12 protein-coding genes are annotated in these 13,081 nt (G+C 74.3%); 6 read left to right on the top strand and 6 right to left on the bottom strand.

Translation table 11 applies throughout. The features are described from left to right. Positions 1–4: 4 nt before the first annotated feature. Positions 5–2,383, top strand: a complete 2,379-nt coding sequence (locus tag ACR68M_RS01150) for a tetratricopeptide repeat protein (RefSeq protein ID WP_441248469.1) — start codon at positions 5–7, stop codon at positions 2,381–2,383. Here the strand turns inward: ACR68M_RS01150 and ACR68M_RS01145 are convergent. The 4 genes from ACR68M_RS01145 to ACR68M_RS01130 form a co-directional block, all read right to left on the bottom strand. Next, positions 2,290–2,754, bottom strand: a complete 465-nt coding sequence (locus ACR68M_RS01145) for a hypothetical protein (protein WP_441248468.1) — start codon at positions 2,752–2,754, stop codon at positions 2,290–2,292. The two genes, ACR68M_RS01150 and ACR68M_RS01145, sit on opposite strands and share 94 nt — an antisense overlap. After that, positions 2,751–3,959 (bottom strand): hypothetical protein, encoded by a 1,209-nt coding sequence (locus tag ACR68M_RS01140; protein ID WP_441248467.1) that lies wholly within the window; start codon positions 3,957–3,959, stop codon positions 2,751–2,753. The genes ACR68M_RS01145 and ACR68M_RS01140 overlap by 4 nt, the downstream gene beginning before the upstream one ends. Positions 3,960–4,140: 181 nt before the next feature. Continuing rightward, complete coding sequence (locus ACR68M_RS01135) at positions 4,141–5,106, bottom strand: peptidoglycan-binding protein (protein WP_441248466.1); 966 nt, start codon at positions 5,104–5,106, stop codon at positions 4,141–4,143. A 129-nt stretch (positions 5,107–5,235) separates the two neighbouring features. After that, positions 5,236–5,511, bottom strand: coding sequence for a hypothetical protein (locus ACR68M_RS01130; RefSeq protein ID WP_441248465.1), 276 nt, complete (start codon positions 5,509–5,511; stop codon positions 5,236–5,238). Between the two features lie 190 nt (positions 5,512–5,701). On the opposite strand from ACR68M_RS01130, the gene ACR68M_RS01125 reads away from it, so the two are divergent. Genes ACR68M_RS01125 through ACR68M_RS01115 form a run of 3 tightly spaced genes read left to right on the top strand, consistent with a single transcriptional unit; the run spans position 5,702 to position 9,498 of the window. Next, positions 5,702–8,038, top strand: coding sequence for an FHA domain-containing protein (locus ACR68M_RS01125; protein ID WP_441248464.1), 2,337 nt, complete (start codon positions 5,702–5,704; stop codon positions 8,036–8,038). A 6-nt stretch (positions 8,039–8,044) separates the two neighbouring features. After that, the gene (locus tag ACR68M_RS01120; protein ID WP_441248463.1) at positions 8,045–8,533 is read left to right on the top strand and encodes a hypothetical protein; all 489 of its coding nucleotides are present in this window, start codon (positions 8,045–8,047) and stop codon (positions 8,531–8,533) included. Then, the gene (locus tag ACR68M_RS01115; RefSeq protein WP_441248462.1) at positions 8,530–9,498 is read left to right on the top strand and encodes a serine/threonine-protein kinase; all 969 of its coding nucleotides are present in this window, start codon (positions 8,530–8,532) and stop codon (positions 9,496–9,498) included. Before ACR68M_RS01120 ends, ACR68M_RS01115 begins: the two co-directional genes overlap by 4 nt. Positions 9,499–9,518: 20 nt before the next feature. On the opposite strand, the gene ACR68M_RS01110 is transcribed toward ACR68M_RS01115, so the two are convergent. Then, a complete protein-coding gene (locus ACR68M_RS01110; RefSeq protein WP_441248461.1) occupies positions 9,519–10,715 on the bottom strand; it encodes a streptophobe family protein in 1,197 nt (398 codons plus the stop codon). Positions 10,716–10,828: 113 nt separating this feature from the next. Between ACR68M_RS01110 and ACR68M_RS01105 the strand changes: the two genes are divergently transcribed. Both ACR68M_RS01105 and ACR68M_RS01100 read left to right on the top strand, forming a co-directional pair. Beyond that, a complete protein-coding gene (locus ACR68M_RS01105) occupies positions 10,829–12,016 on the top strand; it encodes a DUF6777 domain-containing protein (RefSeq protein WP_441248460.1) in 1,188 nt (395 codons plus the stop codon). Positions 12,017–12,032: 16 nt separating this feature from the next. Next, positions 12,033–12,242 (top strand): DUF2277 domain-containing protein, encoded by a 210-nt coding sequence (locus tag ACR68M_RS01100; RefSeq protein ID WP_441248459.1) that lies wholly within the window; start codon positions 12,033–12,035, stop codon positions 12,240–12,242. An 8-nt stretch (positions 12,243–12,250) separates the two neighbouring features. Here the strand turns inward: ACR68M_RS01100 and ACR68M_RS01095 are convergent, their stop codons facing one another. Beyond that, a complete protein-coding gene (locus tag ACR68M_RS01095) occupies positions 12,251–12,997 on the bottom strand; it encodes a FadR/GntR family transcriptional regulator (protein WP_441248458.1) in 747 nt (248 codons plus the stop codon). Positions 12,998–13,081: the final 84 nt, after the last annotated feature.

Below are 13,081 nucleotides of genomic sequence, written 5' to 3'. Positions count from 1 at the left end.
GCCTATGGGGGCACCGGCGATCGGCACGATCGAACGGGCGCTGCGGCTCGCGACCCCCGATCAGTGGTTCGAGCTGGCCCGCGCGATTGCCGAGTTGATCGACAACCAGGCCGAACTGCGGGGTCTCTGGGACTACGAGAGAGCGGAACCGGCCGTACCGGAACGACTGGGTGAGCTCGCCGCGGCACTGGCCCGACATCCCCAACTCTCCCGCCGGATCCGGAAATGGATCGACGAGACGCCCGAAGAGCCCGGAACTCCGTACCGGAACACGATCAGCGGCGCGCCGCAGTTCAACGGCGCGACGGTGCAGGCCCGCGACATCCGGGGCGGGGTGCACTTGCACAGCCCGCCTCCCCGACTGCCCGTCCCGCGCCAACTCCTACCGCCACCGGCCCACTTCGCCGGACGCGCGGCCGAGCTGGCGGCACTCGACCGCAGCAGCCGCAACGCCGACAGCGGCGGCGGGCTGCTCGTGGTGGTCAGCGGGCCGGCCGGGGTCGGCAAGACGGCGCTGGCCTCGCACTGGCTGCGGCGGCTCGCGCCGGACTACCCGGACGGGCAGCTCTACGTCGACCTGCGGGGCTACGCGCCCGGCGGCCCGGCCGACCCGGCGGAGGCGCTCGGCGAGCTGCTCCGCGCCTTCGGCGTCAGCCCGGTGCCCGCCGGGACAGCCGAAGGGTCGGCGCTCTGGCGGTCGCTGACGGCTGGTCAGTCACTGGTGGTGATGCTGGACAACGCACTGACGGCGGCCCAGGTGCGGCCGCTGCTGCCCGGCTCGCAGCAGAGCGTGGTCGTGGTCACCAGCCGCCGGTGGCTGACCGGGCTCGGCATCGACGGCGCGGTGTTCCACCAGCTCGGCTGTCTGGGCGCCGACGAGTCCACCGAGATCCTGCGCGGACGGCTCGGCGCCGAGCGGGTGGCGGCCGAACCGGAGGCGGCCCGTGAGGTGGTCGAGCTGTGCGACGGTCTGCCGCTCGCGGTCTGCGTCGCGGCGGCCCGGATCGCCGCGCGGCCTCGCCAACTGCTGGCCGTGACGGCGCAGGCGCTCGGGCGGGAGGCCGACCGGCTCTCGGTGCTCAGGCTGGAGGGTGACAACGCCGTCCAGGGCGCGCTGGACGCCTCGTACCGATGCCTGCCCCCGGAGGCGGCCAGGCTCTACCGGCTGCTGGGCCACCTGCCGGTCGCGACCTTCGGCCGGTCCGTCGCGGCCGCCGCGCTCGGGGAGGCGCCGACGGCGGCGGAACTGCTGCTGGAGGTGCTCGCCGAGGTCAACCTGCTGGAGGAGCTCGGGCTCGACCGGTACCGCTTCCACGACCTCGTCCGCCTGCACGCCCGCACCCTCGACACGGCCGCGGCCCACGAGGCGGCAGTCGCCGTCCGGCGGGTGGCTGAATGGTTTCTCCAAGCCACTACCAAGGCAGAGGAGTTGATCACCCCGACCCATCGCAGCCTGGCCCGCGACTACACCCCGGGCCCACCGCTCCCGCCGGTACCCTTCGCCGAGCCGGGGGCCGCTCTCCGCTGGCTCGACGAGCAGCAGTCCGAGCTGATGGCGGTGCTCCGTGCGGTGGCCGGCCACGGCTGGGACGGGACGGCCTGGCAGCTGGCGGACGCGATGTGGCCGCTCTTCCACCGGCTGCGCCCGTACCCGATCTGGATCGAGGGGACGGAGATCGGCCTCGCCGCCGCCCGCCGCTCGGGCGATCTCGCCGCGCTCGGCCGGATGCTGACCGACAGCGGCGGCGGGCTGCGCAACGCGCAGCGGCCCGAGGAGGCGGTGCCGCGCTTCGTCGAGGCCCTGGAGCTGGCCCGGCGGTGCGGCGGGGCCCGGGAGGAGGCCCAGGCCCTGCACGGCCTGGGCCAGTCGCACCACCGGGCGGGCCGGCCGGCCGAGGCCGCCGAGTACTACACGGCCGCGCTGACCCTGCGCCGGGAGATCGGGTACGCGCGCGGCGCGGCGCTCTCCGTCCTCGCCCTGGGTGAAGTCCGGCTCGACACCGGCGATCTGGAGCAGGCGGTCGGCCTGCTGGCCCAGGCCCGGACGGAGCTGCTCGCGCTCCCGGACCGGTACGAGGCCGCCCGCGCCGCTGCCCTGGCCGGGCGGGCGCAGGGCAGGCTGGGGCGCCCGGAGCCGGCCGCAGGTCTGCTCGCCGAGGCGGTCGCCGAGTTCCGGGCGTGCGGCTCCCGCCACTGGGAGGCCTACGCGCTGGAGATGGTGGGTGAACTCGCCGAATCCCGGGGCGACTTCGAGGAGGCGCTCCGGTGGTTCGGCGAGTCCCTGGGCATCTACCGGTCGGTGCGCGCCCCCGACGCGGCCCGGCTGGCCGACCGGATCGCCGGACTCCCCGGCGCCGCCGACCACGACATCCTCGACACCTGACCGGAGCCGGGAGCCGCTGCCCCGGCGGCCAGCCAGGCGTGGGTCAACGAGCCGATCGCGAAGGCGTTCCGGCCGGGGGAGTGTTCGGCGGGCAGTCGGATGACGAAGCTCTGCCCGGTCGCGCAAAGCACGGTGACGGCGCCGTCCGCCGTGCCGACGGCGGCCACCGCACAGCCGGGGTGGCGGGCGAGCGCCAGCGCGGCGACGTGGGCGGCCACCACGCGGCTCCTGCCCCGACCCCGGCCGGGCAGGCCGAGGTGCAGCACATCCGCGAGCCGGCGCCACCGGCCGTCTCCGGTCAGGCAGACGTTCAGGTGCTGGTCGACGAACTCACGCCCACCGAACGAGACTTCGATCTCGACCTGGTTCACGGGCGCCGCCCCCCGAGCAGCTCCGGCACGTCCAGCAGCTCGGTGGCGGGCTCGTACGCCGGCTCGCCGAGCCCGAGCACGCGGTAGAGCAGGCCCCGCGCCTTGCGGTTGAAGCAGCCGGGCTCGGAGGAGATCCCCCGGGCGATCGCGGCGTAGTCCTCCGGCCGGTAACGGTCCTGGGCGTAGGCGAGTTGGTCGGTCAGGGTGTGGGCGGCGGAGAGCGCCGGGGCCGTCCGGGCGAGCTGGACGGCGGCCGAGTCGGGGTTGACGTCCTGGAAGGGGAAGCGGGCCAGCAGGATGGGCGCCTGCGTCATGGTGGCGTAGAGGGTGACGGAGCCGTGGTCGCCGATCACGTAGTCGGCGGCGATCAGGAGCTGCCGCCAGTCCGTCTCCGGCGGCAGCAGGTGGATGCCGTGGCGGCCGGAGAGCCAGGCGTCGAGCTGCCAACGGCTGTGGTTCGCCCAGACGTTCGGGTGCACGAGCAGGGCGGTGCGGAAGCGGTCCGGCGGCAGTTCGGCCGCGAGTCTGGGCAGCAGCGCGTCGAGCCGGTTGAACGAGGAGCCCAGCCCCCAGGTGGAGGAGACCAGCACGAAGCTCTCCCCCGTACGCAGGCCGAGCGCCCGGCGGTAGACCTCCCGCAGGTGGAGGCTGGCGGCGATCCGGTCGTGGCAGGAGTCGCCGATCACCTCGGCGACGGGCAGCGCCTCGGGGCAGCCGCTCGCCAGCAGCTGCAGCTCGGAGCGGTGCGCCAGCGCGATCGCGGCGGGCACCACCCGGCCCGCCCAGGTGAGGTACGGGCGGCCGTAGCCGCCGACGCTGCGCTGCGGCCCCTCGACCGGCCGGGAGAGCTTGATCGCCCCGGCGCCGTGCGGCAGCCGGACGAGCGGGCCGCGGATCTGCTCGATGCCCTGCGACCCGGCGGCGAGCACCAGGTCGAAGTCGGTGCGGACGGCCTCGCTCCAGGGCAGCACCGTGCCGCCGAGGCCCCGGAGCAGCTCGCGCAGCCCGCCGTTGAAGGCGTGCGGGGCGACGGTGAAGACCACCTGGATGCGCAGGTCGGCCCGGAACAGCGAGACGATCTCCCGCAGCCGCGACCAGTAGACGTGGGTGTGCACGACCGCCAGCACCCGCCGGCACTCGGGCAGCGTCGACCACTGGCCGGGCGAACGGCGCACGGGCCCGGGGGCCTTGTTCTTGGACGGCATCTGCCTGTCCCCCCTCCAGGGTCCGTCCCACGCTTCCCGCGAATCGTGAGACAGACCCTGACTTCTCGGCTTCCGGCCGCGTGTTCGCGGCCGTGCCGGAGAGTTGCCCGGGGGTGCTGGCGGAAGGCCTTCCGTGGCCTTGCGGAAACCTTGCAGGGTCTTACCCGCCAGGCGCCCGCCGCTACTTGACGATCCGGAGGATCTGCCCGGCCTCGATCCGGTCGGGGTCGGCGAGGTGGTTGGCCTCGGTGAGGCGTTGGACGGTGGTGCCGAACTCGGCGGCGATCGCGGCGAGGGTGTCCCCGGGCTGGACGGTGTAGCGGCGACCGCCGTAGTCCCGTTCGAGGTGGTGGAGTTGGCGCGGGCCGGGGATGCCGTCCGCGTCCGGGCCGGTGTCGCCGATCTGGAGCTGGTAGGCCCGGAAGCTGTCGGTGTCCGCCTGCACCCAGGCCGGGCCGGGGCCCTCGGCGTAGCGGGCGCACCCGGCGGCGGTCAGCATCTCCCGCATCGCGGCCAGGTGCGCCCCGCTCGCGCCCGGCCCGTACGCCCGCCCGTCGATCACCACGGGCCGACGGCTCTGCTCGGGGAGGCCGACGACCCCGGCGGTCGGGAGGTCGTCGATGCTCGCCTCCTGCCCGAAGTACGTGACGCCCGAGCGCCCCCGCCAGGCCGGGTCCGCGCATACCAGGCCCTCGGGGTAGTCCGGGTAGCCGTACGAGTCGACGTACGACGAGCGGCGCTGGTAGACGCGGCGGTAGACGCCGTCGCCCTGGGGTGAGCCGGTGTCGTTGGTGTTCCCGGCGACGACGGTGAGGGTGTCGGCGTCGTACGCGATGCAGACGCCGGTGTGCTCGCCGCCCGGACCGTAGGGGTTGCCCGGGGCGCCGAAGAGCACCTGCGCGCCGATCGCCGGGTAGACGGAGAGCCGGCCCCGGTGGTCGAACCAGTCCCGGGCGACGGAGCAGGAGGCGGTGTTCGGGAAGATGCCGGCGTTGCCGCTCTCCCGGGCGACGGCCGAGACGAAGTCGGCGCACCAGCTCTCGGCCGGGCGGCCCATCTCGGTGGAGAAGCGGTTGCGGTTCGCCGCGCCTTCGCGGTAGCCGAGGTAGCTCTCGGCGGTCTCGATCATGGCCCTCGCGCCGGACATCAGGCCTCCAAAAGTGCCGGGGCCCTGCCAACGAGTGTCGGCGGGCCCCGGTTACGGAGACTGTTCGTCAACGAGCCGACGGATCGGCGCAGTTCGGGCGGCGTGCACGCCCGGCGCGCGCCGCCGGGATCACTGCGGTGCCCGCGCGCCCCCGCCGGCCTTGGCCGCCTCCACCATCGCCTGGTGGACGTTGCGCGCCGTCCCCTCGTCCTCGGCCCGGACGGGACTGCCCACGACCGTGAACCAGTCGAGCGCCCCGGTGTACTGCACGGTCAGCCGCGCCTCGTTCTCGATCCACATCGTGTGCAACGTGAGGTCACCGGTGATGACACCGATCTCCTCCGTCAGGACCCCGCCGTGCCCGGCGTGAATGGACTGCGTCGTCCAGGTCGCCCAGGTGTTCACATCGCCTCCCCGGTGTGCGGCCCGTCGGCCATGAGTGAGCATGCGTCAACAGTTACCCGCCACCGTACCCCGCGACACGGTATGTCACCTGTGCGTGGGCGGTTCGCCACCGGGGGGTGACGGCCCCGCCGGGAGGCGTACGGAACGCGCTGAGAGGTGGGCAGGAGGTCGGGAGACTAGCATCGACCGTATGGGAGAGCGACCCGTCGCGCCCGGATCGGCGCAGCTCGTACTGGAGACGGACGGCGACTCGCAGCTGATGAGCCCGAGCCGCGAGTACCACATCGGCCGTGACCCGACGGGTGAGATCGTCCTCACCGACCCCCGGGTCTCCTGGCACCACGCACTGCTGCACGTCGACGACGGCCACTGGGCGCTGGACGACACCGGCAGCACCAACGGCACCTGGACGGACGGCCACCGCGTCCAGCACCTCGACCTCGGCCCCGGCACCACCGTCCGCTTCGGCAGTCCGGACGGCCCCCGGGCCACCGTCGGCGCGCTGCCCGAGCCGACCGCCACCGGTCGGCGCGCGCCCAGCGCGCTCACCTCGATCACCGGCTCCTACCGCCCGCCGACCAACGTGATGCAGCTGCCCGCCCGGGTCGTCCGGATCGGCCGCGCCACCGACAACGACCTCGTCGTCCCCGACCTCTCCGTCTCCCGCCACCACGCCGAGCTGCGCTCGCGCCCGGACGGCCGGTACGAGATCGCCGACACCGGCAGCCACAACGGCACGTACCTCAACGGCCAGCCCGTGCTGACGGCCCTGGTCCGGCCGGACGACCTGATCGGCATCGGGCACTCGATGTTCTGCCTGGTCGGCGACGAACTCCAGGAGTTCGTCGACAGCGGCGACGTCGACCTCGACGTGGAGGGCCTGGTCGTCCGCGCCGACGGCGGCCGCACCCTGCTCGACCACGTCACCTTCCCCGTCGGCCAGAAGTGCCTGCTCGCCGTCGCCGGGCCCAGCGGCGCCGGCAAGTCCACCCTGCTCAACGCGCTCACCGGTCTGCGCCCCGCCGACGAGGGCAGCGTCCGCTACGACGGCCGCGACCTCTACCGCGACTACGCCGAGCTGCGCCGCCGGATCGGCCTCGTCCCGCAGGACGACATCCTGCACACCCAGCTGACCGTCCGCCGCGCCCTCGGCTACGCCGCCGAACTGCGCTTCCCCGGCGACACCGCCCCCGCCGAACGCGCCGCCCGGGTCGCCGAGGTGATCACCGAACTCGGCCTCGACCAGCGCGCCGACCAGATCATCTCCAGCCTCTCCGGCGGTCAGCGCAAACGCGTCAGCGTCGCCCTTGAGCTGCTCACCAAACCCTCCCTGCTCTTCCTCGACGAGCCGACCTCCGGGCTCGACCCCGGTATGGACCGCTCCGTGATGCACATGCTCCGCGCGCTGGCCGACGACGGCCGCACCGTCATCGTCGTCACCCACAGCGTGCTCAGCCTCGACCTCTGCGACCGGCTGCTGCTGCTCGCCCCCGGCGGCCGCACCGCCTTCTACGGCCCGCCCGGCGAGACTCTCGGCTTCACCGGCCACGAGCAGTGGCCCGAGGCCTTCGAGGCCTTCGAGAACGACCGCGCCCGCGACTGGGCCGGCGACTACCGGCGCTCCGACGAGTACCGCCGCTACATCGGCGACCAGCTGGAGCGCCCCCGCCGCACCCCCGCCGAGACCCCGGCACCCGTCCAACCCCCGCCCCCGCAGGGCTGGTTCGCCCAGCTCGGCACGCTCTGCCGCCGCTACGCCACCGCGCTCGCCGCCGACAAGACCTTCCTCGCCGTGATGATCGCGCTGCCCTTCGTGATGGGCGCGATGGCGCACGCCCTGGCCGGCAGCCACCTCGACCAGAACAGCGCCCTCAACGCGCTGCTCATCCTCTGCGTCGGCGGCGTGCTCACCGGCGCCGCCAACGCGGTACGCGAACTCGTCAAGGAACGCGTCATCTACCAGCGCGAACGCGCCGTCGGCCTGTCCAGATCGGCGTACCTCTGCTCCAAGATCGTGGTGCTCGGCACCGTCACGGTGGTGCAGGCCGTCGTCCTCACCATGGTCGGGCTGGCCGGTGTCCGGCTCCGGCCGCAGGGCGGCGGCGGAGTCTTCATGCCGCCGCTGATCGAGATCACCCTCGCCGTCGCGCTGCTCTCCGTCACCGCGATGATGCTCGGCCTGGTCATCTCCGCACTGGTCCGCAAGGAGGAGGTGACGATGCCGCTGCTGGTGCTGCTGGCCATCGTCCAGGTGGTCTTCTGCGGCGCGTTGCTCCAGCTCAACGGCGTCCTGGTGCTCGGCCAGCTCTCCTGGCTGATCCCCTCCCGCTGGGCGCTCGGCGCGATGGCCGCCACCGTCGACCTGCACGCCGTCGTCCCCGGCAAGCTCACCGACGACCCGCTGTTCGCGCACCGGGCCTCCACCTGGCTGCTCGACATGGGCATGCTGGTGGCCCTCTCGGTGCTCTTCGGCTTCCTCGTCCTGCGCCTGCTGCGGCGGCACGAACCTGCCGTGATGCGCGGCTGACCCGCCATGGACGACCCCTTCCGCCCCACCCATGTGGCCCCCCAGGACGGCCTGCCGACCTGGGCCGGGCCCGACCCGTCCCGGCCCAGCGCCCGGATCGACCCGCTGCTGCCCGTCCGCCTCGCCGAGACCAGCGGCGACTGGGCCCGGATCGTCTGCTCCAACGGCTGGACGGCCTGGGTCGACGGCCGGATGCTGATCGCCCTCCCGCAGCGCCCGCCCGGCACCGTCGGCCCGCTCGCCGCCACCGAGGACCCGCGCCCGCTGCTCGCCGCCCTGGAACAGACGCTGGCCCGCTACCGCGCGCTCGTCGACGACCTCGCCGACGGCAGGATCGACCTGGCGGCCTTCCGCACCCGCAGCCGGGGCCTTCGGGTCGGCGCCGTGCTGGACGGCCCGGCGGCCTGGCTGCTCGACCTCGACCACGGGCGCTGGTACTACAGCGACGGCACCCGGCTGGCCACGTACGCGACCGTCGACCGGCCCCCCACGTGAGCGCCCCCGCCGATCTGAGCGGGCAGCAGCTCGCCACCTACCGGCTCGGCAGAGTGCTCGGCCGGGGCGGCATGGCGGTCGTCTACCAGGCCGAGGACCTGCGGCTCGGCCGGACGGTCGCCGTCAAGCTGCTCGCCCCCGAGCTGGCCCGCAACGACGTCTTCCGCCGCCGCTTCGCGGGCGAGTCGCGGATAGCGGCCGCCATCGACCACCCGCACATCGTGCCGGTCTACGACGCGGGCGAGGCCGACGGCATCCTGTACATCGCGATGCGGTACGTGAGCGGCCGCGACCTGCGGGCCCTGCTGGACGACCAGGGCCTGCTCTCGCTTCACCAGACCATCAGGATCACCGCCCAGGTCGCCTCCGCGCTGGACGCCGCCCATGCCCACGGCCTCGTCCACCGGGACGTCAAACCCGGCAACATCCTGGTCGCCGAGGGCACCGACCGGGACCACCCCGAGCACGTCTACCTGACCGACTTCGGCCTCACCAAGAAGTCGCTGTCGCTCTCCGGCCTGACCACCGTCGGCCAGTTCGTCGGCACCGTCGACTACGTCGCCCCCGAGCAGATCGCCGGCAAGCCCGTCGACGGCCGCTGCGACGTCTACAGCCTGGCCTGCGTGGCGTACGAGGAGCTCACCGGCGCCCCGCCGTTCCGCCGCGAGGACGACCTCGCCCAGCTCTGGGCCCACCTGCACGAGCCCGCCCCCGCCGTGAGCGGCCTGCGGCCCGAGCTGCCGCGACAGCTGGACGCGGTCTTCGCGCAGGCACTGGGCAAGGACCCGGAGGAGCGTTACGCCAGCTGCCTCGGCTTCGTCGCGGCGCTGCGTGCGGTGGACGAGGGGGTGGCGGTGCCGACGCCGACCGAGCTGGTGCCGGTGCTGCCGGAGGCGCTGCGGGTGGAGCCGGTACTGCCGGCGCCGCCGGCCTGGGCGCTGCCGGTGTTCGGGATCGGCGAGTAGACACCCGGGACCGGTCGGGGTCACTTCCGGCGGATCGGCAGGGCTCCGAGCAGGCCCGCGAGGGCGCCCCAGACGGCGGCGAGCGGGACGGAGGTGAGCAGCTCCGGCTGGAGCGAGATGCCGCCGGTGCCGCCGAGGCCGAGCAGGGAGAGGCCGTACGAGGCGGTGATCCGGGTGAGCAGGCCGATCAGCAGCACGGCCACGGCGAACGCCAGGGCGAGGTGGGCGGCGTACTGCCAACGGCGCAGCCCGGCGGGGGAGCGGCGGGCGGCGGCGACGCCGGTGAGCACCAGGGCGATCGCGGCGAGCACGGTGAGCAGCCAGGCGCGGCCGTCCTGCTGGGTGAGGGTGGTGAGGTCGAGGGTGACGTCCCGGGAGTCGGAGGTGCGGAGCACGGCGGCCAGCGCCTGCGGCATCGGCAGGCCGAGGGCGCCGTCGACGTGGCCGTACCAGGAGCCGCCCAGGCCGAGCCCGAGGGCGAGCCAGGCGAGGTTCGGCAGGCCGAGCAGGAGGACGGCGAGGGTGTCGCGGCCGTGCCCGTCGGTGACCGTCGAGACCAGCCCGGCGACCAGGCCCAGGCCGCAGTAGACCAGCAGGAGGACGAGCACCGCGTGCGAGGCGGGCCGTACGGCGGCCTGGTACCGGACCAGGCGGCTGGGCAGCGCGGCGCGGCGGGAGACGGCGAGCGCGAGGACGAGCACCACGGCGATCCAGAGCAGCCCGTACCCGGCGGTCGGCAGTGCGCCGACCCGGAACCCGACGACCGGGGCCGCGCCGAACGCCGCGCCGAGGGAGTCCAGCAGGTTGTCGCCGGTCGAGAGGGTGAAGCTGTGCCGGGCGGGCAGCCGGAGCAGCTGGAGGAGGACGAGCCAGCACAGCACCGTCCTGGCGGCCCGCCAGGCGAGACCGGCGGCGGGCACGACGGCGTGCAGGCGCAGCGGGCGGAGGAAGAGCGCACCCGCCGTCAGGGCCCCCGCGAGGCTGACGGAGAGCGGCAGCACGGTGATGCCGCCGCTGGCCGAGGCGATGAACGCGGCACTGCCCGTCAGATCGACCGGCACACCGACGGCCGCCAGCACGGTGGCGGCCAGCACGGCCGGGAAGGCGCCCTCCGGGAGGTCACCCGCGTGGGCGGCCCAGAGGCCGAGCGCTGCGGTGCCGGTCATGGCGAGCAGCGCGGCGAGAGCGGTCAGGAAGGCGTCGGCCCAGGCTTTCACGCTCCCCAGCCTCGGTCAGGGCTGCCGCTCCGGCGACCGCTCGCGGATCGCGGAGCGGGGGAGCAGGGCCGAGAATGGGGGCTTCGGGGGAGCAGAGCTGTGGAGGCAGAGACGTGACTTCCCAACCACCGCCGTCAGGGCCGCCGTCGGGTTCGGGTACCGGCGCGGGCGCCGGTTCGGGTGCGGCCGGCGGCCCGCCGTCCGGTTCGGGGGGCGGCTCCGGACCGCCCTCGGGGCCGCTGTCGGGCGGCGGTGCCGGCGCCGACCCGGGTGGCGGCTCGGGTGGCGGTAGGGGTGACGGCTCGGGTGACGGGCGGCCGCCTCGGGTGCTGGTCGGGGTCGGTGGGCGGGCGCCGAGGCCGTGGTGGCGCGGCGCGCGGGGCATCGTGGCCGGTGTGGTCGTGCTGGTGGCGGCCTTCGTGGTGACGGTGGCGCTCACCCGGGGCGGCGGCAAGGGCGGCGGAGGCGGGACTCCCAGTACGGGCGGTACGACGTTGGCGGCCGCGCAGGTCGCGCTGCAGACCGTCGCCGACACCGGGCCGGACCCGTTCACCGGTTCGGTCGCCGCCCGATCGGCGGGTGCGACGGTGGCGGCGAGCCCGTCCGCGACCGGCACGGTGGACGGGGCGGACGTCGGCCTCTACGGCGGCAGCACCAGAACGGCCAGCTGCGACGTGCCCAAGCTCTCCGGCTTCCTCACCACCGACGACGCGAAGGGCCGCGCCTGGGCCGGGGTCGAGGGCATCGACCAGGCCGGGATCGCCGACTACCTTCGCACCCTGACCCCGGTCGTACTGCGGGTCGACACCCGGGTCACCAACCACGGCTTCAGCGGCTCCGCCGCGACGCCCTTCCAGTCCGTCCTCCAGGCGGGGACGGCGGTGCTGGTGGACACCAGGGGGCTGCCGAGGGTCCGGTGCGCGTGCGGCAACCCGCTGCTGCCGCCGGCCGCGCTGCCCACCGCCGTCTCCTACAGCGGCACGCCCTGGAAGGACTTCGACGAACGGCAGGTCGTGGTGGTCAGCCCGGCGGCGAGCCCTGTCAAGCGGATCGTGGTGGTCGACCCGACCAGCGGCCAGTCGTTCTCCGCCTCGGTCGGGGCGAGCGGCTCCGCAGCGCCGAGCGGGCCGTCGAGTGCGAGCCCGGGGACGGGTTCGAGCGGCAGTGCCAAGGTGAGCGGCAGCCCGAGCGCGGGTGCGCACACGGGCGCGGGCGTCGGGAGCGGTGCGCCCAGCGGGGCCGGCAGCGCGGGCGGGAGTGCGAGCGGATCTGCGGAGGCGTCCCCGAAGAGCTCGGGCTGAGAGGCAGACTGGGGGCATGTGCCGAAGCATCAAGACCCTCAGACCGCCCCTGATGCCCGACGTCACCGAGGAGGACATCCACGCGGCGGCCCTCCAGTACGTCCGCAAGGTGTCCGGCTTCCGGGCGCCCGCCGCCCACAACCGCGAGGCCTTCGACCGCGCCGTCGAGGCCGTCACCGACGCCACCCGCGAGCTGCTCGCCGACCTCGTGGTCCGAGGGGCGTAGGGGCTGCGTCAGCCGAGGAAGCCCCGCAGGAGGGCTGCGGTGGCTTCGAGGTGCTCCTCGGTGCTGCGGCGGGCGGCCTCGATGTCTCCGGCGAGGATGGCCTCGGCCATGGCGCGGTGCTGCTCGGAGGCGTGCATGATGTTCCGCTCCAGCATCGGGATGGCGTTGAGGAGGTCGTTGAGCCGCATGCGGCTCTCCGCGATGCCGGTCGCCAGGGTGTGGGAGCCGGTGAGTTCGGCGATCGCCAGGTGGAAGCGGGAGTCGAGCTGGCGGTACTCCTCGGCGGTCGCCTCCTCCAGGTCGGTGAGGCGGCCCGTGAGGTAGGCGCGTTCGTCCGCGGTCAGGGTGCGCCTGGCAGCCTGCTCGGAGGCGCCCGTCTCCAGGACCAGCCGGTAGGTGAGGGCGTCCTCGAGTTCGGTGCCCATGTCCTGTACGGCGCGCCGGAGTTCGCCGAGGTCGGGCGGCGGGAGGCGGTACGTGACGAAGGTGCCGCCGTAGCGGCCCCGGCGGGATTCGACGCAGCCGGCCTGCTGGAGCGAGCGGATGGCGTCGCGCAGCGTCTCGCGGCTGACGTGCAGCCGGGCGGCGAGCTCGCGTTCGGCGGGGAGGCGGTCGCCGTAACCGAAGACGCCGAGTTTGATCGCCTCCAGGATCCGTTCGACCGTCTCCTCGAACGCGTTGCCCGTCCGGACGGGCCGGAAGATCGCGCCGCCCTGCCAGTCCATCTGTGTGTCGCGTTCGTCTGCGGTGTCCACCCGGGAATCGTACCGAGGTGCGACGCCCGACCGGGTGCCGAAGTGGATCACGACTTGACCCCTTGACGCGGTGACCGCTCGGGG

The organism is Kitasatospora sp. McL0602, assembly GCF_052076145.1.
Classification (GTDB): domain Bacteria; phylum Actinomycetota; class Actinomycetes; order Streptomycetales; family Streptomycetaceae; genus Kitasatospora.
Note: the sequence above shows the minus strand (reverse complement) of the source record. Positions and strands in the feature narration are given on the sequence as shown.